At 66.4% G+C, this 25532-nt stretch carries 27 protein-coding genes and 2 tRNA genes; 18 read left to right on the top strand and 11 right to left on the bottom strand.

Annotated features, from left to right (window positions below; all coding sequences use genetic code 11):
- The first annotated feature begins 12 nt into the window (after positions 1-12).
- The 3 genes from EAH84_RS09760 to recA all read left to right on the top strand — a co-directional run bounded on the left by EAH84_RS09760 (position 13) and on the right by recA (position 3517).
- Positions 13-1485: a tetratricopeptide repeat protein gene (locus EAH84_RS09760; protein ID WP_241656533.1), complete on the top strand. Its 1473-nt coding sequence runs from the start codon at positions 13-15 to the stop codon at positions 1483-1485.
- Complete coding sequence (locus tag EAH84_RS09755; protein WP_140871307.1) at positions 1485-2321, top strand: 4-(cytidine 5'-diphospho)-2-C-methyl-D-erythritol kinase; 837 nt, start codon at positions 1485-1487, stop codon at positions 2319-2321. The genes EAH84_RS09760 and EAH84_RS09755 overlap by 1 nt, the downstream gene beginning before the upstream one ends.
- Positions 2322-2446: 125 nt before the next feature.
- The gene (gene recA / locus EAH84_RS09750; RefSeq protein ID WP_140871305.1) at positions 2447-3517 is read left to right on the top strand and encodes a recombinase RecA; all 1071 of its coding nucleotides are present in this window, start codon (positions 2447-2449) and stop codon (positions 3515-3517) included.
- 270 nt (positions 3518-3787) lie between these two features.
- Here the strand turns inward: recA and EAH84_RS09745 are convergent, their stop codons facing one another.
- The 4 genes from EAH84_RS09745 to EAH84_RS09730 form a co-directional block, all read right to left on the bottom strand.
- Positions 3788-4927, bottom strand: coding sequence for an SET domain-containing protein (locus EAH84_RS09745; RefSeq protein WP_140871302.1), 1140 nt, complete (start codon positions 4925-4927; stop codon positions 3788-3790).
- A gap of 224 nt (positions 4928-5151) precedes the next feature.
- Positions 5152-6240, bottom strand: a complete 1089-nt coding sequence (gene dinB / locus EAH84_RS09740; RefSeq protein WP_140871300.1) for a DNA polymerase IV — start codon at positions 6238-6240, stop codon at positions 5152-5154.
- Positions 6241-6318: 78 nt separating this feature from the next.
- Entirely contained in the window at positions 6319-7098 is a 780-nt protein-coding gene (locus tag EAH84_RS09735) for an SDR family oxidoreductase (RefSeq protein ID WP_140871297.1), read from the bottom strand.
- Positions 7099-7193: 95 nt separating this feature from the next.
- Positions 7194-8663, bottom strand: a complete 1470-nt coding sequence (locus tag EAH84_RS09730; protein ID WP_140871294.1) for an FGGY family carbohydrate kinase — start codon at positions 8661-8663, stop codon at positions 7194-7196.
- Between the two features lie 54 nt (positions 8664-8717).
- Between EAH84_RS09730 and EAH84_RS09725 the strand changes: the two genes are divergently transcribed.
- Both EAH84_RS09725 and EAH84_RS09720 read left to right on the top strand, forming a co-directional pair.
- Positions 8718-9986: an AI-2E family transporter gene (locus EAH84_RS09725; RefSeq protein WP_140871291.1), complete on the top strand. Its 1269-nt coding sequence runs from the start codon at positions 8718-8720 to the stop codon at positions 9984-9986.
- A 45-nt stretch (positions 9987-10031) separates the two neighbouring features.
- Positions 10032-10108: transfer RNA gene (locus EAH84_RS09720), tRNA-Asp, on the top strand.
- 17 nt (positions 10109-10125) lie between these two features.
- Here EAH84_RS09720 and EAH84_RS09715 read toward each other — a convergent pair.
- From EAH84_RS09715 to EAH84_RS09700, 4 genes are all read right to left on the bottom strand, one after another.
- Positions 10126-10350, bottom strand: a complete 225-nt coding sequence (locus EAH84_RS09715; protein ID WP_140871288.1) for a DUF2842 domain-containing protein — start codon at positions 10348-10350, stop codon at positions 10126-10128.
- Complete coding sequence (locus EAH84_RS09710) at positions 10335-10889, bottom strand: 5-formyltetrahydrofolate cyclo-ligase (protein WP_140871285.1); 555 nt, start codon at positions 10887-10889, stop codon at positions 10335-10337. Before EAH84_RS09710 ends, EAH84_RS09715 begins: the two co-directional genes overlap by 16 nt.
- Positions 10890-11065: 176 nt before the next feature.
- Positions 11066-11374 carry a cell division protein ZapA gene (locus tag EAH84_RS09705; protein WP_140871282.1) on the bottom strand — a complete coding sequence of 103 codons (309 nt, stop codon included), beginning with the start codon at positions 11372-11374 and terminating at the stop codon, positions 11066-11068.
- Positions 11374-11556: a hypothetical protein gene (locus tag EAH84_RS09700; protein WP_140871279.1), complete on the bottom strand. Its 183-nt coding sequence runs from the start codon at positions 11554-11556 to the stop codon at positions 11374-11376. The genes EAH84_RS09705 and EAH84_RS09700 overlap by 1 nt, the downstream gene beginning before the upstream one ends.
- A gap of 172 nt (positions 11557-11728) precedes the next feature.
- On the opposite strand from EAH84_RS09700, the gene gap reads away from it, so the two are divergent.
- The 8 genes from gap to thiE all read left to right on the top strand — a co-directional run bounded on the left by gap (position 11729) and on the right by thiE (position 17294).
- Positions 11729-12736, top strand: a complete 1008-nt coding sequence (gene gap / locus EAH84_RS09695; protein ID WP_140871276.1) for a type I glyceraldehyde-3-phosphate dehydrogenase — start codon at positions 11729-11731, stop codon at positions 12734-12736.
- 62 nt (positions 12737-12798) lie between these two features.
- Positions 12799-13206 (top strand): MOSC domain-containing protein, encoded by a 408-nt coding sequence (locus EAH84_RS09690; protein WP_194150382.1) that lies wholly within the window; start codon positions 12799-12801, stop codon positions 13204-13206.
- The gene (locus EAH84_RS09685) at positions 13203-14393 is read left to right on the top strand and encodes a phosphoglycerate kinase (protein ID WP_140871270.1); all 1191 of its coding nucleotides are present in this window, start codon (positions 13203-13205) and stop codon (positions 14391-14393) included. The genes EAH84_RS09690 and EAH84_RS09685 overlap by 4 nt, the downstream gene beginning before the upstream one ends.
- A gap of 48 nt (positions 14394-14441) precedes the next feature.
- A complete protein-coding gene (relB, locus tag EAH84_RS09680; protein WP_140871267.1) occupies positions 14442-14678 on the top strand; it encodes a type II toxin-antitoxin system RelB family antitoxin in 237 nt (78 codons plus the stop codon).
- 11 nt (positions 14679-14689) lie between these two features.
- Positions 14690-15001, top strand: a complete 312-nt coding sequence (locus EAH84_RS09675; protein ID WP_206663956.1) for a type II toxin-antitoxin system PemK/MazF family toxin — start codon at positions 14690-14692, stop codon at positions 14999-15001.
- Between the two features lie 16 nt (positions 15002-15017).
- Entirely contained in the window at positions 15018-15926 is a 909-nt protein-coding gene (locus tag EAH84_RS09670; RefSeq protein WP_140871261.1) for a class I fructose-bisphosphate aldolase, read from the top strand.
- Between the two features lie 282 nt (positions 15927-16208).
- Positions 16209-16505 (top strand): hypothetical protein, encoded by a 297-nt coding sequence (locus EAH84_RS09665; protein ID WP_140871260.1) that lies wholly within the window; start codon positions 16209-16211, stop codon positions 16503-16505.
- Positions 16506-16610: 105 nt separating this feature from the next.
- Positions 16611-17294, top strand: a complete 684-nt coding sequence (thiE, locus tag EAH84_RS09660) for a thiamine phosphate synthase (protein WP_140871258.1) — start codon at positions 16611-16613, stop codon at positions 17292-17294.
- A gap of 10 nt (positions 17295-17304) precedes the next feature.
- Here thiE and EAH84_RS09655 read toward each other — a convergent pair whose 3' ends face one another.
- From EAH84_RS09655 to EAH84_RS09645, 3 genes are read right to left on the bottom strand one after another with little or no spacing between them, the layout of a single operon-like run.
- Positions 17305-17895: a methyltransferase family protein gene (locus tag EAH84_RS09655; RefSeq protein WP_140871256.1), complete on the bottom strand. Its 591-nt coding sequence runs from the start codon at positions 17893-17895 to the stop codon at positions 17305-17307.
- Positions 17892-18125, bottom strand: coding sequence for a hypothetical protein (locus tag EAH84_RS09650; protein ID WP_140871254.1), 234 nt, complete (start codon positions 18123-18125; stop codon positions 17892-17894). Before EAH84_RS09650 ends, EAH84_RS09655 begins: the two co-directional genes overlap by 4 nt.
- Entirely contained in the window at positions 18122-19840 is a 1719-nt protein-coding gene (locus EAH84_RS09645; protein ID WP_140871252.1) for a M1 family metallopeptidase, read from the bottom strand. The genes EAH84_RS09650 and EAH84_RS09645 overlap by 4 nt, the downstream gene beginning before the upstream one ends.
- 145 nt (positions 19841-19985) lie before the next feature.
- Here EAH84_RS09645 and lon point away from each other — a divergent pair, with 145 nt between their 5' ends.
- From lon to EAH84_RS09620, 5 genes are all read left to right on the top strand, one after another.
- Positions 19986-22379 (top strand): endopeptidase La, encoded by a 2394-nt coding sequence (gene lon, locus EAH84_RS09640; protein ID WP_140871249.1) that lies wholly within the window; start codon positions 19986-19988, stop codon positions 22377-22379.
- A 150-nt stretch (positions 22380-22529) separates the two neighbouring features.
- Positions 22530-22802, top strand: coding sequence for an HU family DNA-binding protein (locus tag EAH84_RS09635; RefSeq protein WP_140871246.1), 273 nt, complete (start codon positions 22530-22532; stop codon positions 22800-22802).
- An 87-nt stretch (positions 22803-22889) separates the two neighbouring features.
- Positions 22890-22964 (top strand) — tRNA-Val (locus EAH84_RS09630).
- A 117-nt stretch (positions 22965-23081) separates the two neighbouring features.
- The gene (locus EAH84_RS09625; protein ID WP_140871243.1) at positions 23082-23588 is read left to right on the top strand and encodes a hypothetical protein; all 507 of its coding nucleotides are present in this window, start codon (positions 23082-23084) and stop codon (positions 23586-23588) included.
- 243 nt (positions 23589-23831) lie between these two features.
- Complete coding sequence (locus tag EAH84_RS09620; RefSeq protein WP_140871240.1) at positions 23832-25481, top strand: hypothetical protein; 1650 nt, start codon at positions 23832-23834, stop codon at positions 25479-25481.
- The last annotated feature ends 51 nt before the right edge of the window (positions 25482-25532 follow it).

Here is a 25532-nt window from a genome sequence, read left to right as displayed (position 1 = left end):
GCCGACGGGCAAGTGAGGACCGCGGCCGCGGACTATGCCGCCGCGCTCGCCGACACGCCGGGCAATGAGGTCGTCGCCGCGCCCGCGTATCGCGCGGCGCTGGCGGCGGGAGATCTCGCGCTCGCCGACCGCGCCGCCGCGGCGCTGCGCAGGTCCGCGACACCCCCGGTCGACCTCGCGCTGCTGCCGCTCGCCGAGGCGGCGCGGCGCGACGATGCCGCCGCCGCGGATGCCGCGATCACCGATCTCGACAAGGGGACACTCGGCATCCTGGCACCCGCGTTGCGTGGCTGGACCGCGTTCGCGCGGGGGAGTGATTTTACGCGTGCGCTCGATGCCGCGAGCACGACCCGCGATCCGCTCGCGACCCGGCTCGCGCTCGAACAACGCGCGGTGCTGCAACTCGCGGCGGGCGCTACCGCGACCGGACTAGCGACGTTGCGCGCGACGCTGGCCGCAGGAGCGCCCGGCGACGTGCGGATCGAGGCGGCGATGGTGCTGCTGGGAACCGGCCGGCGCGACGCGGGGCGCGCGCTTCTGATCGGCGACGATGCGGTGATCGTCGCGTTGCGCGACGGGGCGGGGGCCAAGCCGACGCTCGGCTTCGGCGTGTCGCGGTTGCTGTCGCGCGTTGCCGCCGATCTCACCAGCGCGCGTGCGGGCGACTTGGCGATCGCGCTGTCGCGGACCGCGCTGATCGCGGACCCGGCGAACGATCGCGCGCGGTTGCTGCTCGCCAACGCGCTGGCGCGCGACGGCGCAACCGATGGCGCGCTCGCCGCGCTGGCCGCGATCCCTACCGACAGCGCATTTGCACGCGCTGCCGCGGACGCGCGGATCGCGGTGCTGGCGGAGGGGGGGCGCGACGCGGAGGCGATCGCGGCGGCGAAGGCGCGTGTGGAAACGCCGGATGCGGGACGCGACGATTTCCAAGTCTATGGCGACCAGCTCGTCTCGTCGCGGCGCTATGCCGAGGGCGCGGGCTATTATCGCCGCGTGCTCGATGCGGGCGCGCAGGGCAATTGGGCGGCGTGGCTGCAATATGGCGGTGCGCTCGACGAGGCAGGGGATTGGGCGGCGGCCCGCCCCGCGCTTGAAAAGGCGGTGGCGCTGGCGCCGACCGAGCCGCTCGCGCTCAATTACCTGGGCTATGCGATGGCCGAGCGTGGCGGCGACATCGCCGCGGCGACCAAGTTGCTCGAGCGCGCGCACGCGCTGAAGCCCGCCGATCTGTCGATCGTCGATTCGCTCGGCTGGGCCTATTATCTGGGCGGGGACGAGGCGCGCGCGCTGCCGCTGATCGAGCGCGCCGCGCGCGGCGACCCCGCCAATGCCGAGATCGGCGAGCATCTGGGCGATGTCTATTGGGCGATCGGACGCCGGTACGAGGCGCGCTATGCGTGGCGCGCGGCGGCGCTGACCGCGGCGGCAATCGACGCGCCGCGGCTCGCGGGCAAGATCGTGCGCGGGCTGCCGGCGCGTTGATGATTCGCGAGATCGCGCCCGCGAAAATCAACCTGGCGCTTCACGTCCGGCGACGGCGCGATGACGGGTATCACGACATCGAGACGCTGTTTGCGTTCGCGCGCGACGGCGATGTGGTGCGCGTGGCGGTGGCGCAGGCGGAGGCGGAGGCCGGCAGCTTGGTCATCACCGGCCCCTTCGCGGCGGGACTGACCGCGACGGGCGACAATCTGGTCGCGCGGGCGGCCCGCGCCTTCGCGGACAGCTTCGGCATCGGTGACGGCCACGCCATCACGCTCGAAAAGCATTTGCCGGTCGCCTCCGGCGTCGGCGGCGGTTCGGCCGACGCTGCCGCAACGCTGCGCGCGCTCGCCCGCCTTCACGCCATTCCCTTGATCGATCCCCGCCTGCACATCATCGCCGCCGCACTCGGCGCCGACGTTCCCGCCTGCTTGCTTGGTCGCACGACGCTCGGCACCGGCAAGGGCGATGCGCTCGTCGAGATCATGGGCGCACCCGGTACCCCGCTGCTGCTGGTAAACCCGCTGGTCCCCGTCTCCACCGCCGCGGTCTTCGCCGCCTGGGATGGCAAGGATCGAGGACCGATTCCCGATGGTGCGCTGCTTGATCGCGCGAGAGCCGGCCGCAACGACCTCGAACCCTCCGCCACCACGCTCGCCCCCGTCATTGCGGACGTTCGCGCGATGCTGAACGATAGCCCCGGCGTCACCCTCGCACGCATGTCCGGCTCGGGTGCGACCTGTTTCGCGCTGTTCGACACCATCGGCGAGCGTGAGGCGGCTGCCGTGCTGGCACAGCGGCGGGGCTGGTGGACGCTGGGGACATCGCTCGCCTGATTTTTTCGCGCGAACCCCTTCATCGGCAACGAAAGTTCTCCTCTTGTTCCTGAAGAACAAATGCGATACATCGCTGTCAACGCGTTGATCCGTTCGCGCGCTTGCTCTAGCGAGGGAGGCATCTGATGGCCGCGAATCTGAAAGTGATCGACTCCGGTATGGCAACTGCAACCACCGACCGTCAGAAGGCGCTCGACGCCGCGCTGGCGCAGATCGACCGCGCGTTCGGCAAGGGCTCGGCGATGAAGCTGGGCTCGAAGCAATCGATGGAGGTCGAGACGATCTCGACCGGCAGCCTCGGGCTCGACATCGCGCTGGGCGTCGGCGGGTTGCCGCGCGGGCGGGTGATCGAAATCTACGGTCCCGAATCGTCGGGCAAGACGACGCTGGCGCTCCACGTCATCGCGGAGGCGCAGAAGGGCGGCGGCACCGCGGCGTTCGTCGACGCCGAACACGCGCTCGATCCGGTCTATGCCAAGAAGCTGGGCGTCGACATCGACGAACTGATCGTGTCGCAGCCCGATACCGGCGAACAGGCGCTCGAGATCGTCGATACGCTGGTCCGCTCGAACGCGATCGACGTGCTGGTGATCGATTCGGTCGCCGCGCTGGTGCCGCGTGCGGAAATCGAGGGCGAGATGGGCGACAGCCACGTCGGGCTTCAGGCACGGCTGATGTCGCAGAGCCTGCGCAAGCTGACCGGTTCGATCAGCCGTTCGCGCTGCATGGTGATCTTCATCAACCAGCTGCGGATGAAGATCGGCGTGATGTACGGCAACCCCGAAACCACGACCGGCGGCAATGCGCTTAAATTCTACGCCAGCGTCCGGCTCGACATCCGCCGCACGGGTGCGATCAAGTCGGGCGACGACGTCACCGGCAACGCCACCCGCGTCAAGGTCGTCAAGAACAAGGTCGCACCACCGTTCAAGCAGGTCGAATTCGACATCATGTACGGCCAGGGAATCTCGAAGATCGGCGAGATTCTCGACCTTGGCGTCAAGGCCGGGATCGTCGAGAAATCGGGGGCGTGGTTCAGCTATGACAGCGTCCGGATCGGGCAGGGCCGCGAGAATTCGAAGACCTATCTCAAGGAAAATCCGGAGATGGCCGACCGCCTCGAAAAGGCGATCCGCAGCCGCACCGACAAGGTCGCCGAGGAAATGATGGTCGGCCCCGACGAGGACGACGGCTGATCGCACGGCGGGGTTGATCGAGCGGGCCGCCCGGATGGTGCGGGCGCCTAGGCGGTCGGCTGCAAGAGGCGCCGCGGGCTTTTTGTGGCGAGGCGGGACCTTGAGCCGGGTCGACGAGCCTGAGTATCATCGTGCTTCGACAGGCTCAGCACGAACGGGATGCTGTAAGTTTGCTTCTCGCTGACTGGTGATGAGGTAAGATCAATCAGCCCCTGAACCATTCGACCTGAGCTTGTCGAAGGGCCTCATTCTCACGTGGCCGGGCTAGTTTTACGCGGCGCGTTCGCGGGCGTCGTGATCGTGGGTGTCGAGGACGTAGGGGGCGACCACGCCGCGGTCGATGTACCAGCGGCGGCGATCGGCGGGCAGCGCGGCGAAATTGCCGATCGTGCCGCGGCACTCCGAGCTGCCGCACGCGCACGCCATCGCCCAGGTCGATCCTGCGAGCGTCGTCGAATAATCCCACGCGACTTCTTCACCCGCCGCGATGGCGCGCAATGCGACGAGCACGACCCCGCGATCGGTGAAGCGCAGCCCCGCATTGGGTGAACAACTATGGTTGATCAGGTCGTCGATCCGCCCCGACGGGCCGAGATATTCGTCGCGCCCGATCTGGACGAAGCGATCGTCCGGCCCCGCGATCCCGCCGGGGACGCGCGCCGCGGCGATGCGGGGGCCCGAGAAGCGGACGATCGTCTCGTGCGCGGCGAAGCCATCGGCCGCGAACACCGCCTTGCCGAGATGGGTTTCGCGCACCGCGAACGGGTTGGCGGCGTAATAGGTGTCGAGCACGCGCAAGCCGCCGCGGCGCTGCCCGAACGAGCGCATCGGGTTGATCGTCGCGAGCCCGACCATGAACCAGACGCTGGCGTGGCAGAGCAGTTCGACGAAGATATACGCATATTCGCCGACCCCGAAGCCGTGGGTGCGGGTTGCGAGGAGCAGCGTCGCGCAATCGCCGAGCGTCCACAGCCCCCAGGCGGGCGAACGTTCGCGTGCGCGATCCTCGAACACGCTCGCCCAGGTCGGCCAGAACCCGAGCGGGACCGCGGCGACGACGAGCATGTGCGCCCAGAAGGTTTCCTTGAGCGGCAACCACAGGATGATCGCGGCGAGACTCGCGCCCATGCACACCGATTCGGTTGGCGACGGGCGGTTCCAGCGCGACCGCCGCCACATCGACAACGTCACGATCAGGCACGCAATCGCGGACAGCGCAAAGATCAGCCCCTGCGATTGCCCGGGATTGACCGCGAGATAGGTCGCCGCCTCGACCCCGGTCGCGACCGACCAGATCAGCCACGACGCGCGGCTCGGCTCGACGAGGTGGCGGCGCAATCCCGCGAGATAGACGCCATAGCCCGCCAGGCTGAATACCATCGCCACGATGAACCAGGGTTCGATCGTCATGCCCCCGCCCGACCAACAAGACCCTCGTGGTAAACGAACGCGGTGAATCCGTCCATCGAAAGCTAGGGATTGCGGCGAGTCGCGGGGTTGGGGGCCAACGACTTCTAAGGAGGCCGTTCGTGCTGAGCCTGTCGAAGCACGGCTAGCCTAAGGCCCTTCGACAAGCTCAGGGCGAACGGGTGTGAATCAGAACGATCTTGCGTTCGCACGCCCGGAGAGCCCGATCAAAGCGGCAGCGTAGGTTGGTCGTCCACCTCCTCGTCAGCGACGATTCCCGACAGCGTCAGGCCGAGTAGGCGGATGCCGTCGGGTACGGGGAGCTGCTGGGCGAGCAGGTCGCGGCCGAGCGCGAGGAAGGCGGGGTGATCGGTGACGCTGGTGGACACCGATCGGGCGCGGGTGATCGTGTGAAAATCGGCGTAGCGCAGCTTCAGCGTTACCGTGCGCCCGCGCGTGCCGCTGCGGTCGATCCGCACCCATGCCGCCTCGGCGACGCGGACCAGCGCGGCGTCGAGATCGGCGGGGTCGACGAGGTTGACCTCGAAGGTCCGCTCGGCGCCGACCGATTTGGTGGCGCGGTCGACCCTAACCGGGCGGTGGTCCTCCCCGCGCGCGGCGGCAAAGAGATAATCGGCGTAACTGCCGAAATGCTGTGCCAGCGTGGCGAGCGATCGGTCGCGCAGGTCAGCGCCGGTCAGGATGCCGAGCGCGGCCATCTTCTTCGCGGTGACCGGGCCGACGCCGTGGAAGCGCTTGACCGGGAGCGAGGCGACGAACGCCGCGCCCTTGGTCGGCGGGATGACGCAGATTCCGTCGGGCTTGTTCTGGTCGGACGCGAGCTTGGCGATGAACTTGTTGTAGCTGACCCCGGCGGACGCGGTGAGCCCGGTCTCGGTGTGAATTCGCGCGCGGATCGCCTCCGCGATCGCGCGGGCGCTGCCGAGCGCGTGGCGATCCTCGGTCACGTCGAGATACGCCTCGTCGAGCGAGAGCGGTTCGATCAGCGCGGTATAATCGGCGAAGATGCCGCGAATCTGCTGGCTGATCGCGCGATAGACGTCGAACCGGGGTGGCACGAAGACGAGGTCGGGGCAGCGCCGCAGCGCGGTGACCGACGGCATCGCGCTGCGCACCCCGAACGCGCGCGCCTCATAGCTCGCCGCTGCGACGACGCCGCGCGCACGCGACCCCCCGACTGCGACCGGGCGGCCCTTGAGCGTGGGATCGTCGCGCTGTTCGACCGAGGCGTAGAAGGCGTCCATGTCGACATGGATGATCTTGCGCTGCGGGGGGATGTCGTCGGGGGGAAGCATCGCGAGAGCGACCGAAGGGCGTGGGGGCAGCCAAGTCAAGCGAGGTTTCGGCGCGCGATCGCCTCCCGTCGCGCTCCCTCAGCCGGGGGACGCGGCGGAGCCGGCGAGCAGCCCGCCGTCGATGGTGATTTCGGTCCCCGTCACATAGGTCGCCTCGTCGGACGCCAGCGTCAGCGCGATCGCCGCGACCTCTTCGGGCATCCCGAACCGCCGCAGCGGCGTGTCGGCGACGAGCGCCTGCATCCTGGCGTCGCGGTCGGGACCGGTCCCCAGCATCGGTTCCCAGATCGGCGTCAGAATCGCGGCGGGGTGGATCGAATTGCATCGGATCTGCCACCCCTGTTGCGCGCAATAGAGCGCGACCGTCTTGCTATGGTTGCGGATCGCCGCCTTGGACGAGGCATAGGCCGCGGCGAGCGGAATGCCGACCAGCCCCGACCGCGACGAGAGGTTGATGATCGACCCCGTGCCCCGCCGCTTCATCGCGCCGATCGCATAGCGACAGCCCAGGAAGGTCCCATCCAGATTGACGCGGTGAACGGCGCGCCAATCCGCCAGGCTGGCGTGTTCGGGATCATGGGGCACCATGCCGTGTTCGAACCCGGTCACCCCGGCATTGTTGACCACGACATCGGCGACGGGAACGATGTCGGCCAACCGCCGCCAGTCACGCTCTTCGCGCACGTCGAGCTTTTCGAATCGGCATCCAATCGCGGCCGCGGTTGCCGCTCCTGTCGTTTCGTCCAAGTCGGTGACGATAACGGTAGCGCCCTCAGCATGAAAACAGGCCGCGATCGCGCGGCCGATGCCACGCGCCGCGCCGGTGACGACGCACGTCTTGTCGGTCAATCGTTGCATGATATTCTCGCTGTAAAGTCGACAGGTGATCGATCACGAACTTTCCGATGGCGCGATTGGTTGAACCGTCCAGCCGGGCTGGGTCACCCCGTTTGTCAGCGTGCGGCAGCAATGACCGATCGAACCGCGCGCTGCCATCCCGCGAGCCGCGTGTCCCGCGCGGCGGGGTCGGTACGGGGCGCGAACGTCTCGACCGCGCCGCGCATCGCGCTCGCGGCGGCAAGGTCCGCGAACAGTCCCGCGCCGACCCCGGCCAGCATCGCCGCCCCGAGCGCAGTGGTTTCGGCGAACGCGGGGCGCTCGACGGGGAGCGCGAGCATGTCGGCCAGGTCCTGCGCGATCCAGTCGTTGGCGACCATGCCGCCGTCGATCTTGAGGCTCGCCCAGTCCTGACCGTCGGCGGCGAACGCGGTCTTGAGGTCGTGGGTCTGGTGCGCCATCGCCTCCAATGCAGCGCGCGCGACATGCGCCTTGCCGCTCGCGAAACTTAAGCCAGACAACGCCGCGCGGGTGTCAGGCTCCCACCACGGCGCGCCCAGCCCGCTCAGCGCGGGCACCAGATACACCCCGCCATTGTCCGCGACCCCGCGCGCCAGCGTCTCGGTTTCAGCCGCGGTGGCGATCAGCCCGAGCGAATCGCGGAGCCACTGGATCAGGCTGCCCGCGACGAACACCGATCCTTCGAGCGCATAGGCGCGCTCGCCCGCCAGCTGCCACGCAATCGTCGAGAGCAGTCGGTGGTCGGAGTTCGGCTGCGTCGCGCCCGCGTGGGTGAGGATGAACGCGCCGGTGCCATAGGTCGCCTTGGTGTCGCCGGGCGACAGGCACGCCTGGCCGATTGAGGCGGCCTGCTGGTCGCCCGCGACGCCGGTGATCGGGATGCTGCCGCCGAACGCGCTCGTCGTGCCGATCATCCCGGCGCAGTCGACGATGTCGGGTAGCGCGGCGCGCGGCGCGCCGAACAACGCGATCAGGTCGTCGTCCCAGCCGCCCGCCGCGATCCGCATCAGCGCGGTGCGGCTGGCGTTGGTCGCGTCGGTGACGTGGAGCCCGCCGGTCAGATTCCAGATCAGCCACGAATCGATCGTGCCGATCGCGAGCCGGTCGCCCGCGGCGGCGAGGGCGGGCCATTCGCGCATCGCCCAGCCGATCTTCGACCCCGAGAAATAGGGATCGAGCAACAGCCCGGTACGCGCCTGGACCAGCGCCTCGTGCCCCGCCTCGCGGTGCGCGGCACACCAGTCGGCGGTGCGGCGATCCTGCCACACGATCGCGGGGGCGAGCGGCGCGCCGGTGGTCTTGTCCCAGAACACGATCGTTTCGCGCTGGTTGGTGATGCCGATTCCCGCGATCCGGTCCGCCCCCCCCGCCTGCGCCACCATCGCGGCGGTAACGCGCAGCGTCTTGCGCCAGATCTCCGCCGCGTCGTGTTCGACCCAGCCGGGGCGCGGGTAATGCTGGTCGAGCGCCGCCGCCTCGCTTGCGATGCACGCACCTTCGGGCGCGAACAGCATCGCGCGGGTCGAGGTCGTGCCTTCGTCGATGACCAGCAGATACTTTCCCATGGCAGTGTGATTAGCGTTGATTACACGCCGAGGGAAAGCCGTTACCGTGGCGTGATGGCAGACCTGGGCATCGACTCGACCGACTTACCGCCGCCGGACGCGCGCGACGACGCGCTGGCGCGCGATGTGGCCGCGCGCGCGAGCGGCGCGGGCGGATTGTCCCCCGCGGAGGCATTCCGCGTCGCGGGGCGCCGCGATCGGTTGCTGGCGGCGTTGACGCTGATCGCGGGTGCGGGGTTGGTGCTGGCAACGCCGTTCGCGCTGAAATCGGGGGCGGAATTCTTTCTGCCGGTGACGATCGCGCTGGTGATCGCAGTGGCGCTGGTGCCGGTGTTGCAATGGCTTGAGCGGCGCCGCGTGCCGTCCCCGATCGCCGCGATCCTGTGCATCCTGGCGTTCCTGTTGCTCGCCAACATCGCGATCGCCGCGATCGTCGTGCCCGCGACCGATTTCTTCCGCCTGCTGCCGACTCGCATCCCGCGAATCCAGCAGAATTTGTCGCCGCTGCTCGATCTGTATTCGACGCTCGAAAAATCGGTCAACAAGATGCTCCGCCAGGTCGCGGCGGCGCCGGTCCATGCGCAGACCCAAAGCGCAGTGGCACCGCCCAATTCGATTCTGGAACTCGCCGCGACCTCCGCGCCGACGGTGGTGGTCCAGTTCGTCTTCAGCATCCTGACGGTATTCTTCTTCCTCGCCGGGTGGACGCGGATGCGCCAGCAGACGATCACCGGGCGGAGCAGCTTCGACGGCGCGATGGCGACCGCGCGGGTGATCCAGGATGTGGTCGATGACGTCTCCGCCTATCTCGGCACGATTACCCTCATCAACATCGTGCTGGGGCTCAGCGTGGCGCTGGCGCTGTATCTGATCGGGATGCCCTATCCGCTGATGTGGGGCGGGATCGTCGCGTTGCTCAACTACATCCCCTATTTCGGGCCGGTGATCGCGGCGTTCCTGCTGGCGCTGGGCGGGCTGATGACGTTCAGCGACGTGTGGGTCGCGATGCTGCCACCCGCGGTGATGTATGGACTGCACCTGATCGAGGCGAATGCGATCACTCCTGTGGTCGTCGGGCATCGGCTGACGATCAACCCGATCATGATCCTCATCTCGCTCAGCTTCTGGAGCTGGGTCTGGGGGACCGCGGGCGCGCTGCTCGCGGTGCCGCTGCTGATCATTATCCAGACCGTGATCCGCGCCGCGGGCAAGCCCGATATTGCGGGCTTCCTGTTCGAACACGGCACCCTGGTCGATGGCCCCCGGACCCGCGCCGCCGCGGCGGACGACGCGAACGGCGGGATCGACCCGTCGGGCGGTTGACAGGGTAGGGTGGGTCGCCTAGTGGCCGCGCCTCACGCTTTCCAAGCGGGTGTAGCTCAGTTGGTTAGAGCGCCGGCCTGTCACGCCGGAGGTCGCGGGTTCGAGTCCCGTCACTCGCGCCATCCCTCCGCCGGGATGCCTAGCGAAATCGTCCCGTTTCCATCCACGACAGCATCCGCCGCATCGGCAGTAGCCACAGCCATGCGATGCCGGCGGCGATGTAGAACGCCAGTTGCAGCGCCCAGTGCCAGCGGCCCACCAGCCCCGACAGGCTGACGATCGCGACGCACCACAGCAGTAGCAGCGTGAGGATGATGAGCATCCCCGCCGGCTTGCGCCAGCTCGGGGTCACGATACGGTCCATCGGGGCACGATCCATTCCTTGTCGGTGGCAATCGCGTGGAGCGGCATGTCCCACGCGTCGATGGGGAGCAATTCGACCTCCTGACCCGCGAACGCAACCCCGACCCGCCAGGCATCGGGATAGGCAAGGAAGGCGCGGTCGTAATGGCCCGCGCCCTGGCCGAGTCTGGCGCCGCGGCGATCGAAGCCGACCAGCGGGGTAAGGATGATGTCGGGGGCGAGTTCGGGGGCATCGGCGGCGGGTTGTCGCAACCCGAACGGCCCCGTCACCAGCGCCGCGCCGGTCGCCCACGCCAGAAACCGCAACGGCGTTGCGTGATCGACCACATGGGGGAGCGCGATCCTGCACCCTGCGGCGGTCGCAGCTTGCGCAAACGGTGCGGGATCGGCCTCGCTGCCGACCGGAATATAGGAGGCGATGATGAGGCGGGGGGACAATCTGGCGCGGAAGCTGTCGGGCACGAGGATCGCGACGGGGGCATAGGCGCGACGCGCGGCGCGCAATCGCGCGCGCAGGTCCGGCTTGCTCGATCCCGTCATGGCCGGTGGGTGGCGGGCCCACCATGGTCGTTTGCCGGGTTATCCTCTGACGCACGGTACGTCAGGTGGGAACCATGTGCGTCGGACCAGGGCCCGGGCAGGGACAGTCCCCTAGGAAGATGAATAGCCTCAGGGATAATAAAGGCTCGTACCGGGCAGAACCCGCCGCCTTTCATTTAGGCGCTTTGCGGGGAATGCTCAAGGGCTTCGGCAAGCGCCTCAAGCCGATCCGCGATCCGCGCGAGCGCGGACTCGCTGACCGCGGCGCCGACGGGGGCGCGATTGGCCGCCTCGTCCAGATCGTCGGCGAGCATCAGCGCCACGAACAGCATCGCGCGTTCGGATCCGGCGGCCCCCGCGGCGCGCGACGCCATCGCCCAGCGATCCTCGATCATCTGCCCCAGCAGCGTGACCCGCGCCTCTTCGCCATCGCGGCACGCGACGGTGTGCGGACGGCCACCGATGGTGAGCGTGACGTCGGCCATCAGGACGCGCTTTCGCGTGCGATGACCTCGTCGAGCGCGGCGACCGCTTCGGCCATCCGCGCCTTCAGCGCGGCATGGCGGTGCGACAGGCGTTCGGCGGCGGTCGCGCGGGTATCGATCGCGGCCTCGATTCGCGCGATCGCGTCGTCGATCCGGTCGGTAGCGGGATGGGTAGCGGCCATGACTCTCGGGATAGCACGCCATGACGGCGCGACAACCCGATTTTGCCGCGGGCGGGTCGGCGTGCGACGGGGCGTTTCACCATCGCGTGCGGTTGACAGCAGGGCGCGCCCCCGCAAAGGCACCGCCATTCAGGCGGGCTCGATACCGCCAAGCCAAGCCAGGGAGTTCGACATGACGGTGAAGGTTGCGATCAACGGCTTCGGTCGGATCGGGCGCTTGGTGGCGCGCGCGATGATGGAGCGTGGCGGCGATCTCGAACTCGTCACGATCAACGACCTCGCCGATGCCAAATCGAACGCATGGCTGTTCAGCCGCGACAGCGTCCACGGCAAATATCCCGGCGCGGTGTCGGCCGAGGGCGACGACCTGGTCATCGACGGCAAGCGCATCCGCGTCACCGCCGAGCGCGATCCCGCCAATTTGCCGCACCGGGAACTCGGCGTCGATCTCGTCCTCGAATGCACCGGCTTCTTCACCGACCAGACGTCGTGCCAGAAACATATCGATGCGGGCGCGAAGAAGGTGCTGATTTCGGCCCCCGGCAAGGGCGTCGACCTGACCGTCGTCTATGGCGTCAACCACGACAAGCTGACCGCCGACCACAATATCGTCTCGAACGCGTCGTGCACCACCAACTGCCTGGCGCCCGTCGCGAAGGTGCTCAACGATTCGATCGGGATCGAGCGTGGGCTGATGACGACGATCCACGCCTATACCAACGACCAGAAGATCCTCGACCAGATACACCCCGACCTGCGCCGCGCGCGCGCCGCGGGGATGAGCATGATCCCGACCACCACCGGCGCGGCGCGCGCGGTGGGCGAGGTGCTGCCCGAACTCAAGGGGCGGCTCGACGGCTCCGCGGTGCGCGTGCCCGTGCCCGACGGCAGCCTGGTCGACCTGACCTTCACCCCCAAGCGCGACACGACGCGCGACGAGGTCAATGCGATCCTGAAGGCGGCGTCGGAAAGCGGGCCGCTCAAGGGCGTGCTCGTCTATTCGGACGAGCCGCTGGTCTCGATCGACATCGTTCACACCCCGGCTTCCTCGACGGTCGACAGCCTCGAGACCGCGGTGCTCGACGGCAAGCTGGTCCGCGTGGTCAGCTGGTACGACAACGAATGGGGCTTTTCGAACCGGATGGTCGACACCGCCACCGCGATGGCGGCGTTCCTCTAAATCCCGTGACGCGCCGCGGCACGATCGCGGGGATTGCCCGCCACGCCTTTCCCAAGGCGCCGATGGAGGTGATCGACCAGGTCGACATCACCGTCGAGGGCGGCGTCCACGGCGACTTCCGCGGTACCGTGAAACCGGGCGGGCGCGGGCGGCGGCAGGTGACGCTGATCGAGCGGGGCGATTGGGACGCGGCGATGGCCGAGGTCGGGCACAATATCGCCTGGCAGGAACGCCGCGCCAACCTGCTGGTCGACGGGCTCGACCTGCCGCAGGTGCCGGGCACGTTGCTCCGCATCGGCGACGTGATCCTTGAAATTACGCGCCAGACCGACCCTTGCGAACGGATGGAAATGCTCGCGACGGGGCTGACGGCCGCGTTGTCGGTCGATTGGCGCGGCGGCGTGTGTACGCGGGTAAAGGCGGGCGGCGACATCGCGGTCGGCGATGAGATCGGAATCGAGGAACCATGACCAAGCTGTTCAAGACGCTCGACGACATGGGCGACATCACGGGCAAACGCGTGCTGGTCCGCGAGGATCTGAACGTACCGATGGCAGATGGCGCGGTGACCGACGATACCCGGCTCCGCGCGACGATCCCGACCGTGACCGAGCTCGCCGACCGCGGCGCGATCGTCCTGATCCTGGCTCATTTCGGTCGCCCCAAGGGCGAGCGGCATCCTGACCTGTCGCTCGCGATGGTGGTGCGGCCGTACAGCCAGGTGCTCGGGCGCGAGGTTCGGTTCGTCGATTGGGACGGCGCGACTGAGGCGGTCGCGATGATGCAGCCGGGCGACATCGCGGTGTTCGAGAATACCCGGTTCTTCGCAGGCGAAGAGCGCAACGATCCGCAGGTCGTCGATCGCTTCGCCGCGCTCGGCGATCTCTACGTCAACGACGCCTTTTCCGCGGCGCACCGCGCACATGCTTCCACGGAAGGTGTCGCGCACAAGCTTCCGGCGTTCGCGGGGCGCGCGATGGAGGCCGAACTCGACGCGCTCGAGAAAGCGCTGGGCCATCCCGAACACCCCGTCGCGGCGGTCGTCGGCGGCGCGAAAGTGTCGTCGAAGCTCGATGTGCTGCGCCACCTCGTCGACCAGGTCGATCACCTGATCATCGGCGGCGGGATGGCGAACACCTTCCTCGCCGCGCGCGGCGTCGATGTCGGCACATCGCTGTGCGAACATGACCTCGCCGCCACCGCCGACGCGATCTTGGCGGCGGCCGAGGCGGCGAACTGCACCGTTCACCTGCCGTACGATGTCGTCGTCGCGAAGGAGTTCAAGCCCAACCCGGCGACGCGGACGGTCAACGTCCATGAGGTCGCCGCCGACGAGATGATCCTCGATATCGGTCCCGCCGCGACCGAGGCGCTGGCCGATGTGCTCAAGAACTGCCGGACATTGGTGTGGAACGGCCCGCTCGGCGCGTTCGAGACCCCGCCGTTCGATGTCGCCACCGTCAGCCTCGCCAAGACCGCCGCGGCGCTGACCGGCGACGGCAGCCTGGTGTCGGTCGCGGGCGGCGGCGATACCGTCGCGGCGCTCAACCAGGCCGGCGTCGCGGACGATTTCAGCTTCGTGTCGACCGCAGGCGGCGCGTTCCTGGAATGGATGGAGGGTAAGGAATTGCCCGGAGTCGCCGCGCTGCGGGATTGATTCGTGGCCCGGCGCAGCCTATGTTTAACATGTTAAACGGAGGCTCCGATGCTGGGTGTCAGGCTGGATACTGATCTTGAGGAAAGGCTGGCTGCGGTTGCTCGCACCCAAGGACGAAGCAAGAGCGATATCGCGCGCGAAGCAGTGCGGCGTTATGTCGAACGACACGACGAGGCATTCCTGGCCGAGGCGAAGCGACAATCATTAAAAGCGGCGGCGGAAGATCGCGCCGATGATTGGGAATTTCTCGAAGCGATCGAGGCTGAGGACGGACGTTGGAAATAAAGCGGGGTGATTTGGTGCTGGCGGCCGGACCGGGTGAATTCTCGGGCAAGCCTCGCCCCTTCGTGATCGTTCAGTCGGATAGCTTCAACGAACTACATGCCTCGTTTGCGATGTGCCCGGTTACAAGCACAACCAATGGCGCACATCTTTTCCGTATCGCGATCGATGCGTCGATTGACACTGTGCTCGATCGCAACAGCGAGATCCAGATCGACAAGATCCAATCGCTCCGCAGACAGCGGGTCGTGCGCGTGATTGGCGCGGTGCCTGCCAACATCATGACCATGGTCGACGACGCGCTGCGTCGCTGGCTCCAACTCTAGCTACCAAGGAATTCCCATGACGCCGACCGTAAAGGCCATTCTCGACAAGTATGAAGGCACGAGTGCCGCGGTGAAGGGCAACCTGTCACGCATCCTGATGCAGGGGCGGCTCGGCGGCACCGGCAAGCTGATCATCCTGCCGGTCGATCAGGGCTTCGAACATGGCCCCGCGCGCAGCTTCGCGGTCAATCCCGCCGCGTACGACCCGCATTATCACTATCAGCTCGCGGTCGATGCGGGGCTCAGCGCCTATGCCGCGCCGCTCGGGCCGCTCGAGGCGGGGGCGGATAGCTTCGCCGGGCAGATGCCGACGATCCTTAAGCTCAACAGTTCGAACAGCTGGGCGACGACGATCGACCAGGCGGTGACCGGCAGCGTCAAGGATGCGGTGCGGCTCGGCTGCGCGGCGATCGGGTTCACCATCTATCCCGGCGCGGACAAAATTTTCGACATGATCGAGGAAATCCGCGCGCTGCGCGAGGAAGCGGAAGCCGCGGGACTCGCGACCGTGATCTGGAGCTATCCCCGCGGTGGCGATCTCAGCAAGGACGGCGAACTCGCGCTCGATGTCGGCGCCTATGCCGCATACATGGCGGCGGGGCTCGGCGCGCATATCATCAAGACCAAGCTACCGACCGATCATATCGAGCAGAAGGATGCCGTCGCCGCGTACAAGGATGGCGACTGGTCGACGATGGCCAAGCGGGTTGCGCACGTCCGCCAGGCGAGCTTCGCGGGGCGGCGGATCAACGTTTTCTCGGGCGGCGCGGCCAAGGGCACCGATGCGGTGTACCAGGATGCGCGCGACATCCGCGACGGCGGCGGTAACGGGTCGATCATCGGACGGAACACCTTCCAGCGCCCGCGCGATGAAGCGCTGGCGATGCTCGACAAGCTCGTGAAGATCTACAAGAACGAGGAATAACGGAAATGACTGTTCGACGATAACGGGAACAATCCTAGCGGCCTGGGGCGATGGATTGTCGCTGAGGGCAGCGGTCGCTGCCCGAGGCGGGAAGCAAGATCGGCGGGATGAGAATCTTGTTCGCTCGCTTCTTATCCGTCGGGATTACAACAAACGTAAAGGGGTGCTGAGCGGTAGTGGTTGCAATTACGATGTAAAAATTAATGCGAGTTTGACTCGCTTCACTTCTTCGCTTATTCTCTTTTGGTAATGTTACTTTGGTTTTTAACTGAAGGAGGCAAGGTGATGGGAACGTTAGCAAATATTGGCTTGGTGGTGATCGCATCCATGTCAGGCTTGGGTACGTTGTCAATTGCAGCGCACCCGGTCAATGCGCCGCAGACGGATCAGCAAAAGTTCGATAACAAGTCCGATACCGCGAAGGGCGTCGATCAGCTAAAAGCGCAAACCCAAGGCAGGCCGTACGCTAATCCTGGTCGTCAGAAGGCTCTTGATGAAGCGATGAATGACGGCTCGTCTTCGCCGACGCCCAAGCCGCGGCCCACCGGGAGTGCGAGTCCTCAGGCAACTCCTCGATAGCGCGTCAACCATTCAATCCGGTGGGCTGAGCGCATGAGCGATCGAGGCGGGATCCTACATTAATCCATGCTTTCGCGAATGGCTTTCACGCCTTAGTGGAGCGAAATGGATATCGAAGACCCGCTCGGCCCGCTCGACCCCGATTTCGCCGCCAGGTTCCGCCGCGACAATCGTCGCCCCCCGTGTCAGCTGTACCTGGTGTCGCCGCTCGACGTCGGTGGCGGCTTTCCCGATCGGCTGGCGCGCGCGCTCGATGCGGGCGCGGTCGCGGCATTCCAGTTCCGGGTCAAGGACATCGACCAGCACGCCGCGGCGGCGCTGGCGGAACCGCTGCAGCGGGTGTGCGAGGCACGCGAGGTGGCGTTCATCGTCAACGACAGCGTCAGCCTCGCCAAGCGATTGGGTGCCGACGGCGTCCATCTGGGGCAGGACGACGGCGACCCGCGCGACGCGCGCGCCGAGCTCGGTCCCGAGGCGCAGATCGGGGTGACCTGCCACGACAGCCGCCATCTCGCGATGGAGGCGGGCGAGGCGGGTGCGGATTATGTCGCGTTCGGTGCCTTTTATCCGACGACCACCAAGGTCACGACGCATCGCCCCGATCCGTCGATCCTGGCGTGGTGGGCGACGATGTTCGAGATCCCCGCGGTCGCGATCGGCGGGATCACGCTGGACAACGCTGCGCCGTTGGTCGCCGCGGGGGCCGATTTCCTGGCGGTGTCGAACGCAGTGTGGGGCGGCGACGAAGCGGCGGCGGTGAAAGCGTTGACGGAGTTACTGGCCGGGTGAACGCGGGCGTTCAGAACACGCCCGGCACGAACCGCTTCACCCGCGCCGCATAGGCGTCGTAGCGCTCGCCGAACATCGTGCGGAGCAGCCGTTCCTCCTCGCTGATCCGCAGCCACGTGCCGAGCGCGTAGAGCGGGATCGCGAGCAACAACCGCGGGGTGTGGCCATAGGCGATGGCGAACGCGATCATCAACAGGAACAGCGCGGTGTAGATCGGGTGACGCAGATACGCGAACGGGCCGGTGTCGACGAGTTGATGGTCGTCGCGGGTTCGTGCGACGATGCTCCAGTTGCGCCCCATCGCCCGGCTCGCCCAGACGAACAGCCCCACCGTGACCACCATCAGCGCCGCGCTTACCCCCGCCTCGATCAGCGCCTTGGGCGAGAGCGGGTCGAGCGTCACGCGGATCGGGCCGAACGCCGCGGCCATGATCGCGACCCCCTGGACCGCGATTCCGACCATCGAGCGACGCGACCGCGTGGCATTGCCGCGCTGCTCACCCCCGGATCGGCGTCTGGCGGCGAGCAGCGCGACGAGAAAGGCGAGCAGGCCCACTGCAATGACGGCAAGGCCGGGCAGCGCGACCGGATCGCCGCTCATCGCGCGCGTTGCCGACTGGCGAGCGCCAACCCCGCCGCGATCTGGATGAGCGCATAAGCGCGGCGGCGACCGGGCCGATCGACGAACGGTGCGACCGCCTTTTCCGCGCCGAGCGCGCGATCCTTCCACAGGTCGACGTGGCGGCGCGGCTCGATCAGCCCGACCACACCGTCGCCGACCATGAAGATCGCCGCCATCTCGGCGACACGCGCGATCAGGCGGTCGTTCATGAGGCACGCCCATGCTGGCTCGTGCGCCATGTCTTGACCGCGTCGAGCGCCGCGCTGTGCTTCAGGATGCGCGACCACGGATCGATGACAATGTGCTCGCCAGCGGGGACCACCAACGTGCCCTTCCCATCGGTCATCGCGACGGTCGCGATCCGGTCACCGACCTTGACCTCGACCGGCATCGGGAACGCGCCGCCTCCCGGCACTTTCCACGCCAGCGATAGCGTGTCGCCGGTGCGGGTCTCGACGAGGTCAGGGAGCGCTGCCTGACGCAGATAGACGTCGAAGAACCAGCGATAATCCCTGCCCGTCACCTGGCGGACGAAGCGCTCGTACTCCGCGGTCGAGCCGTAGCGCGTCGTGAAATTGCCGGGCTTCGGATCGGTGCGGCCATAGACCGCGAGGCGGGCGACGTCGAAGAACGCCTGGTCGCCGATCAGGTAGCGCAGCGTGTGGAGCATCCACGACGCCTTGTAATAAATGTCCTGGCCGGGGCCGCCCTTGGTCGGCTCGTAGACCTCTTCCTCGGTGATTTCGCGGCCGCGGACCATCGGCACCAGATCGGCGATCTTGTCGCGCTCGGTGTCCATCATCGTGGCATAGCGCGCGTCGCCGTCGCGCCACTGGCCGTAAAGCGGCTGCATATAGGTGCCATAGCCTTCGTGGAGCCAGTAATCGTCCCAATTGGCGGCGGTCAGCTGATTGCCGAACCATTCGTGCGCGAATTCATGCTGGAACAGCCAGTCGAACCCCTCGGGTGCCTTGGCATAGCCATTGCCATAGGCGTTGATCGTCTGGTGCTCCATGCCCTTGTGCGGGGTTTCGACGACACCGACCTTCTCGTCGCCGAACGGGTAGGGACCGATCATGGTCTCGAAAAAATCGAGCGTCGGCGCGAATTCGGCGAACAACCCCTCGGCTTGGCGCTTCTCGCCGGGAAGATACCAATAATACATCGGAATCGTGTTGCCGTAGCGGCTCTGGTACGTCCCGCTGATCTCCTCATACGGCCCGACATTCAGCGCGATCGCATAGGTATTGGGGTGCTTGACCTGCCAGTTCCAGCGCGTCCGCCCGTCGGGAAGCTGGTCGACACCGAGCAGCTTGCCGTTGCTCGGCGCCTTCAATCCTTTGGGCACGGTGATGTGGAGCGTGACCAGCGCGGGCTCGCCGGTGGGAAAATCGAGGCACGGCCAGAACAGGTCGCAGCCATAGCCCTCCGCGGTGGTCGCGAACCAGGTACGGCCGTCGGGGGTTTTCGACCAGACCATGCCATCGTCCCACGGCGCGTTGACCGCGACGTGCGGGGTGCCGCCATAGCTGATCCGCGCGCTGACCGTCGCGCCGGCCGCGAGCCGATGGGGGAGGGTGATCGCGAGCTGCCCGGCGGGGTTGGTCCACGCCGATCGCGGTAGCGCGACGCCGTCGATCGCGATCGCGGTCACGGGGAGGTTGCGGTCGAGGTCGATCAGCAGGCGGGTCAGCGGCGCCTTGGCGGTGAAGACCAGCGTCGCGATGCCGTCGAGCCGCTCCTGGTCGGGCAGCACCTCGAACGAGAGATCGGCGGTGTCGAACCGGAGCGCGCGCTGTTCGGCTGGGCGCACCCCACCCGATTTCTGCGTCTGTTCGGTGATCGCGGGCTCACCCTTTTTGGGGAGCGGCGCGGCGGTGGCACTCGACGCGGCCAGAAGCGCGACGAACAGCAGGTGGGGCATGGGTATCCTATCGGTCGGCATCGCTTCCGGGTGTCGCGCGCGTGCTGACGGATGACAAGCCCGCGGTTGCGGATTGATGGATGCTTCATCCTCCCCATATATGGCAGCGAAGGGGTGCCCGGTTCCGCGCCCCGCCGGAGTATCCATGACTAGCTATCCCGTTCTTCCGCTTCGTGACATCGTCGTCTTTCCGCACATGATCGTGCCGCTGTTCGTGGGGCGCGACAAATCGGTCGCCGCGCTCGAAGCCGCGATGGCGGCGGACAAGGAAATCTTCCTCGTCGCGCAGCTCGACCCCGCCGAGGACGATCCCGCGCGCGAGGATCTCTATGAGGTCGGCGTCACCGCGACGGTGTTGCAGCTGCTCAAGCTGCCCGACGGCACCGTGCGCGTGCTCGTCGAAGGGGTCGCACGCGGGCGACTCGACGAGTTGACCGAATCGGGCGATTTCCTGACCGCGACGATCGAGATGATCGACGACGCCGCGGCCGAGGGCACCGAGGTCGAGGCGCTGATGCGATCGGTTGTGTCGCAGTTCGAAAATTACGCGAAACTCAATCGCAAGCTGCCGTCGGAAACTGCGGTACAGCTATCGGAACTCGTCGAGGCGGCGAAGCTGAGCGACGCGGTCATGGCGAATATCCAGGTCAAGGTCGCCGACAAACAGGCGCTGCTGGTCGAGACCGATCCCGCCAAGAGGCTCGAGATGGCCTATGCTCTGATGGAGGGCGAACTCGGCGTCCTGCAGGTCGAGAAGAAGATCAAGAGCCGGGTCAAACGCCAGATGGAAAAGACCCAGCGCGAATATTATCTCAATGAACAGCTCAAGGCGATCCAGCGCGAACTCGGCAACGAGGGCGAGGAAGGCGATGGCGACGAAATCGCCGAGCTGACGCAGAAGATCGCGACGCTGAAGCTGTCGAAGGAAGCGCGCAGCAAGGCGACCGCCGAGCTAAAGAAACTGAAGACGATGGCGCCGATGAGCGCCGAGGCGACCGTCGTGCGCAATTATCTCGACGTGTTGCTCGGGCTGCCGTGGGGCAAGAAATCGAAGATCAAGAAGGATATCGCAGCGGCGCAGGCGGTGCTCGACGAGGATCATTATGCGCTTGAAAAGGTCAAGGACCGGATCATCGAGTATCTCGGCGTCCAGGCGCGGACCAACAAGTTGAAGGGGCCGATCCTGTGCCTCGTCGGCCCTCCCGGCGTCGGCAAGACGTCGCTGGGCAAGAGCATCGCCAAGGCGACCGGGCGGGAGTTCATCCGCCAGTCGCTCGGCGGCGTTCGCGACGAGGCGGAGATCCGCGGGCATCGGCGGACCTATATCGGCTCGCTGCCAGGCAAGATCGTTACCAATCTCAAGAAGGCGGGGGCGAGCAATCCGCTGTTCCTGCTCGACGAGATCGACAAGCTCGGTCAGGATTTCCGCGGCGACCCCGCGTCGGCGCTGTTGGAAGTGCTCGATCCCGAACAGAATTCGAAGTTCCAGGATCATTATCTCGAGATCGACATCGACCTCAGCGACGTGATGTTCGTGACCACCGCGAACACGCTCAACCTGCCCCAGGCGCTGCTCGACCGGATGGAGATAATCCGCCTCGAAGGCTATACCGAGGACGAAAAGGTCGAGATCGCCGAGCGCCACCTGCTCGCCAAGCAGATCGAGGCGCACGGTTTGAAGGACGGCGAGTTCACGCTGACGCAAGAGGGGCTGCGCGCGCTGATCCAGATGTACACCCGCGAGGCCGGGGTCCGCACGCTCGAGCGCGAGATCGCCAAGCTGTGCCGCAAGGCGCTGCGCCAGATCCTAGAGGGGAAGAAGACGAGCGTCACGATCACGCCAGAAAATATCGGCGAATATGCGGGCGTGCAGAAATACCGCCATGGCCTTTCCGAAACCGAGGATCAGATCGGCGCGGTCACCGGGCTTGCGTGGACCGAAGTCGGCGGCGAGTTGCTGACGATCGAGAGCGTCACCGTCGCGGGCAAGGGCCAGGCCAAGCTCACCGGCAAGCTCGGCGATGTCATGAAGGAATCGATCGAGACCGCGTTCAGCTTCGTCAAGGCGCGCGCGCCGAGTTACGGCATCAAGCCGAGCCTGTTCGCGCGCAAGGACATCCACATCCATCTGCCCGAAGGCGCGGTGCCCAAGGACGGCCCGTCGGCGGGTGTCGGCATGGTCACCTCGATCGTCTCGACGCTGACCGGGGTGCCGATTCGCCGCGAGATCGCGATGACCGGCGAGGTGACGCTGCGCGGCCGGGTGTTGCCGATCGGCGGGCTCAAGGAAAAGCTGCTCGCGGCGTTGCGCGGGGGGATCGAAACGGTACTGATCCCCGCGGAGAACGAGAAGGATCTCGCCGAGATTCCGCAGAACATCAAGGACGGGCTGAAGATCATTCCGGTCAGCCATGTCGACGAAGTGCTGCGGCTGGCGCTGACCAAACCGCTCGAGGCGATCGACTGGACCGACGCGGACGAACTCGCCGCGTTGCCGCCCCCGCAGATCCCGCCGGTCGGCGGCGAATTGCATCACTGATCGGGGCGCGTGATCGGGGCGGGGCGGCGATCCGTTTCATTTGTGGACGGTAGTTTTGTTTGACTCGTCGGCGTGCCCACGCCTTATTGCCGGTTTCGGCTTTGCGACGATTCTCTGGCTCATAGCGTATCGAAAACGGGGGAAGACTACATGAATAAACAGGAACTGATCGCGACCGTCGCGGATCATTCGGGGCTCGCCAAGAGCGATGCGTCCAAGGCGGTCGAATCGGTGTTCGACGCAATCTCCGCGAGCCTGAAGAAGGGCGACGAAGTCCGCCTGGTCGGGTTCGGCACCTTTTCGGTATCCAAGCGCAAGGCATCCACCGGCCGCAATCCGCGGACCGGCGAACCGATGACGATCAAGGCATCGACCCAGCCCAAGTTCAAGGCCGGCAAAGGCCTGAAGGACGCGGTCAACTGAGAACCACCACCCCCGGTGCGCCGGGGGTGGACAGGTCTGGCGGGCTTGCGTAGAGGCCCGCTTCCGACGCCGCTCCAATGGCGATGCGGGCGCGTAGCTCAGCGGTAGAGCACACCCTTCACACGGGTGGGGTCACAGGTTCAATCCCTGTCGCGCCCACCATTATCCGATCGGTTATTATCGATCGGCCATTGTCCGATCCGATGGCGCGCGCAAAGCGCTTGTCGGGACGCCGCGATTCTATAGAGGCCGCTCCCCGACAGCATCGGAGATCCCATCATGCGCCGTTCGATCCTCTTCGCCCTGTTGGCGACCGCCGCCTGCTCGCGGAGCCATTCCGGGTCGGACCAGGGCGCGAACGCGGCGACCGTCGCCAGTTCGAATGTGCGCGGTCCCGAGGCCAGCACGTCGGCGAGCGCGCGTGAAGCACGGTCGGTGGTCGTGCGTTATTTCGATCTGATCGAGCACCATGACTATGCCGGGGCGCGCAAACTGTGGGGCCACGGCGGCGCCGATAGCGGCGGCGATGCCAAGGCTTTCGCCGCGATCTTTGCGCCCTATGCGATGTATGAACCGACGGTCGGCGAACCGACCGACGTCCATGTCGCCGACGGCATGCAATATGTGAATATCGGCACGACCGTTCACGCCAAACAGGCCAAGACCGGCAAGATCCTCGACCAGCAAGGGCCGGTCATGCTCCGGCGCTCGATCGACCCCGACTCGGCGGATACCGGTGACCGCGACTGGACCATCTGGGGCGTCGACATCCGCACGGCACATTGAAGAGATGTGACAGTTTGAAGTATAACTCACGGTCGAAACGATGACCGTTCAGTTACGGATTTGCTACAAAGCCTATAATTTCTCCTTTCCTAGCATCGATCGCTCGTTTTGTGGCGGGGGTGTCATCAAACTATCATGTGGCCAGCCTACCCGGCCTATCGAACCGTTCGGCGATAAGCGCGCCGTCGGTCGAAATTCAGCCGACGATTCGCACCGCGGATCGATCTTGCAAGGGGGCCGACGATGAAAATTCTGCGTAACGTTCTGATGGCGAGTGCTTCTGCCATGATCCTGAGCGCCTGTGGCGCGACCGACATCGCCTCGCCGGGTGCGGGCGGCAACGTCAGCATCGTCACCAACAATCCCGCGCCGACGCCGACGCCGACGCCGACGGCGACGCCGACTCCCTCCGCCCCGCTGGTGACCGCAGCCTCGGCCTGCCCCGTGATCGGCGATTCGCAGGGCCTGACCGATCGCGGCATCCTGACGGGGACGACCGGCACCTATCGGGTCTGCGCGCTGCCCGCGCGGATCAACACCAGCTCAATCCTGCCGAAGGTGACCGGGGTGCTCTACAATCTGGCGTCGCGCGTCGACGTCGGCACCGACCAGGGGCCGACGCCCAAGTCCGGCGAGCCGAGCGTCACGCTGACCATCCAGCCGGGCGTCACCGTCATCGCCGACAATGGCCCGACGTGGATCAACATCAACCGCGGCAACAAGATCATGGCGGTCGGCAGCAAGACGCAGCCGATCATCTTCACCAGTCGCGCGAATGCCGAAGGGTCGACCACCGATAGCTCTTCGGGTCAGTGGGGTGGCATCGTGCTGTCGGGGCGCGCGCAGATCACCGATTGCGCAGCACCGACGGCGACGCCGGGGACCGTCGCCTGCGAGCGGCAGACCGAAGGCGCGGTCGACCCCGCGCTCTATGGTGGCGCCACCAACACCGATAACAGCGGGCAGTTGAGCTACGTCCAGATCCGCTATTCGGGCTATATCCTGTCCGCCAACAGCGAACTCCAGTCGCTGACCACGCAGGGCGTCGGCAGTGGCACCGTGCTCGACCACATCATGTCGTACAACAGCTCGGACGACGGCGCCGAATTCTTCGGTGGCCACGTCAACATGAAATATTACATCTCGGTCGGCGCGGAAGACGACAACCTCGACACCGACACCGGGCTCAAGGGCAACTTCCAATATGTGATCGTGGCGCAGCGATTGAACGCCACGCCACAGCTGGCGGATTCGATCATCGAAGCCGATTCGGACAATGGGGTCGATGGCGACAACCCGCGCCAGAACACCACCGTCTCCAACTTCACCTTCATCGACCGCGTCGCCGGCAACTCCGATGCCGCCTCGATCCTGTTGCGTGGCGGTACCGACTACACGCTCGCCAATGGCGTCCTGGTCAACACCGTCTCCAACCCCTGCCTGAACGTCAGCCGGGCGCAGACCGCATCGACCACCGCGAACCCGGCGATCGACGAAGTCGGCGCGCCGCAGTTCTTCTCGGTGGCGTTCAGCGGCTGCGCGACCCGGACTTTTATCGGGTCGAACGGTCCGACCGATGCCGACGTGATGGCGCTGTTCACGCGGTCGGGCTCGACCTCCAACACCAATGCGAGCTTCACCTCGACGCTGACCAACCTCTATGTCGACGGCGCCAACGAAGCCGCCGTTCCTGCCTATGACGCGACGCAATTCAATGGCCGGACCATCAACGGCAATCTGATCACGCCGGCCGGGTTTTTCGACAAGACGACCTATATCGGCGCGGTCAAGGATGCGTCCGACACCTGGTACCAGGGCTGGACCTGCAACAGCGCGTCGGCCGGTTTCGGTACCGGGAACAGCGGTGCCTGCACCACGCTCCCGACGGCCTGATCGACGGTGAATGAACGGGGGCGGGGCGTTGCGACATGCAGCGCGCCGCCC

The organism is Sphingomonas oligophenolica (assembly GCF_006438955.1).
GTDB classification, from domain to species: Bacteria; Pseudomonadota; Alphaproteobacteria; order Sphingomonadales; family Sphingomonadaceae; genus Sphingomonas; species Sphingomonas oligophenolica_A.
Note: the sequence above shows the minus strand (reverse complement) of the source record. Positions and strands in the feature narration are given on the sequence as shown.

Bases quoted from the DNA above. Each gene is read 5' to 3' on its own strand.
- EAH84_RS09755 (WP_140871307.1), top strand. From the start codon at position 1,485: ATGATTCGCGAGATCGCGCCCGCGAAAATCAACCTGGCGCTTCACGTC.
- recA (WP_140871305.1), top strand. From the start codon at position 2,447: ATGGCCGCGAATCTGAAAGTGATCGACTCCGGTATGGCAACTGCAACC.
- EAH84_RS09745 (WP_140871302.1), bottom strand. From the start codon at position 4,927: ATGACGATCGAACCCTGGTTCATCGTGGCGATGGTATTCAGCCTGGCG.
- dinB (WP_140871300.1), bottom strand. From the start codon at position 6,240: ATGCTTCCCCCCGACGACATCCCCCCGCAGCGCAAGATCATCCATGTC.
- EAH84_RS09735 (WP_140871297.1), bottom strand. From the start codon at position 7,098: ATGCAACGATTGACCGACAAGACGTGCGTCGTCACCGGCGCGGCGCGT.
- EAH84_RS09730 (WP_140871294.1), bottom strand. From the start codon at position 8,663: ATGGGAAAGTATCTGCTGGTCATCGACGAAGGCACGACCTCGACCCGC.
- EAH84_RS09725 (WP_140871291.1), top strand. From the start codon at position 8,718: ATGGCAGACCTGGGCATCGACTCGACCGACTTACCGCCGCCGGACGCG.
- EAH84_RS09715 (WP_140871288.1), bottom strand. From the start codon at position 10,350: ATGGACCGTATCGTGACCCCGAGCTGGCGCAAGCCGGCGGGGATGCTC.
- EAH84_RS09710 (WP_140871285.1), bottom strand. From the start codon at position 10,889: ATGACGGGATCGAGCAAGCCGGACCTGCGCGCGCGATTGCGCGCCGCG.
- EAH84_RS09705 (WP_140871282.1), bottom strand. From the start codon at position 11,374: ATGGCCGACGTCACGCTCACCATCGGTGGCCGTCCGCACACCGTCGCG.
- EAH84_RS09700 (WP_140871279.1), bottom strand. From the start codon at position 11,556: ATGGCCGCTACCCATCCCGCTACCGACCGGATCGACGACGCGATCGCG.
- gap (WP_140871276.1), top strand. From the start codon at position 11,729: ATGACGGTGAAGGTTGCGATCAACGGCTTCGGTCGGATCGGGCGCTTG.
- EAH84_RS09690 (WP_194150382.1), top strand. From the start codon at position 12,799: ATGGAGGTGATCGACCAGGTCGACATCACCGTCGAGGGCGGCGTCCAC.
- EAH84_RS09685 (WP_140871270.1), top strand. From the start codon at position 13,203: ATGACCAAGCTGTTCAAGACGCTCGACGACATGGGCGACATCACGGGC.
- relB (WP_140871267.1), top strand. From the start codon at position 14,442: ATGCTGGGTGTCAGGCTGGATACTGATCTTGAGGAAAGGCTGGCTGCG.
- EAH84_RS09670 (WP_140871261.1), top strand. From the start codon at position 15,018: ATGACGCCGACCGTAAAGGCCATTCTCGACAAGTATGAAGGCACGAGT.
- thiE (WP_140871258.1), top strand. From the start codon at position 16,611: ATGGATATCGAAGACCCGCTCGGCCCGCTCGACCCCGATTTCGCCGCC.
- EAH84_RS09655 (WP_140871256.1), bottom strand. From the start codon at position 17,895: ATGAGCGGCGATCCGGTCGCGCTGCCCGGCCTTGCCGTCATTGCAGTG.
- EAH84_RS09650 (WP_140871254.1), bottom strand. From the start codon at position 18,125: ATGAACGACCGCCTGATCGCGCGTGTCGCCGAGATGGCGGCGATCTTC.
- EAH84_RS09645 (WP_140871252.1), bottom strand. From the start codon at position 19,840: ATGCCCCACCTGCTGTTCGTCGCGCTTCTGGCCGCGTCGAGTGCCACC.
- lon (WP_140871249.1), top strand. From the start codon at position 19,986: ATGACTAGCTATCCCGTTCTTCCGCTTCGTGACATCGTCGTCTTTCCG.
- EAH84_RS09635 (WP_140871246.1), top strand. From the start codon at position 22,530: ATGAATAAACAGGAACTGATCGCGACCGTCGCGGATCATTCGGGGCTC.
- EAH84_RS09625 (WP_140871243.1), top strand. From the start codon at position 23,082: ATGCGCCGTTCGATCCTCTTCGCCCTGTTGGCGACCGCCGCCTGCTCG.
- EAH84_RS09620 (WP_140871240.1), top strand. From the start codon at position 23,832: ATGAAAATTCTGCGTAACGTTCTGATGGCGAGTGCTTCTGCCATGATC.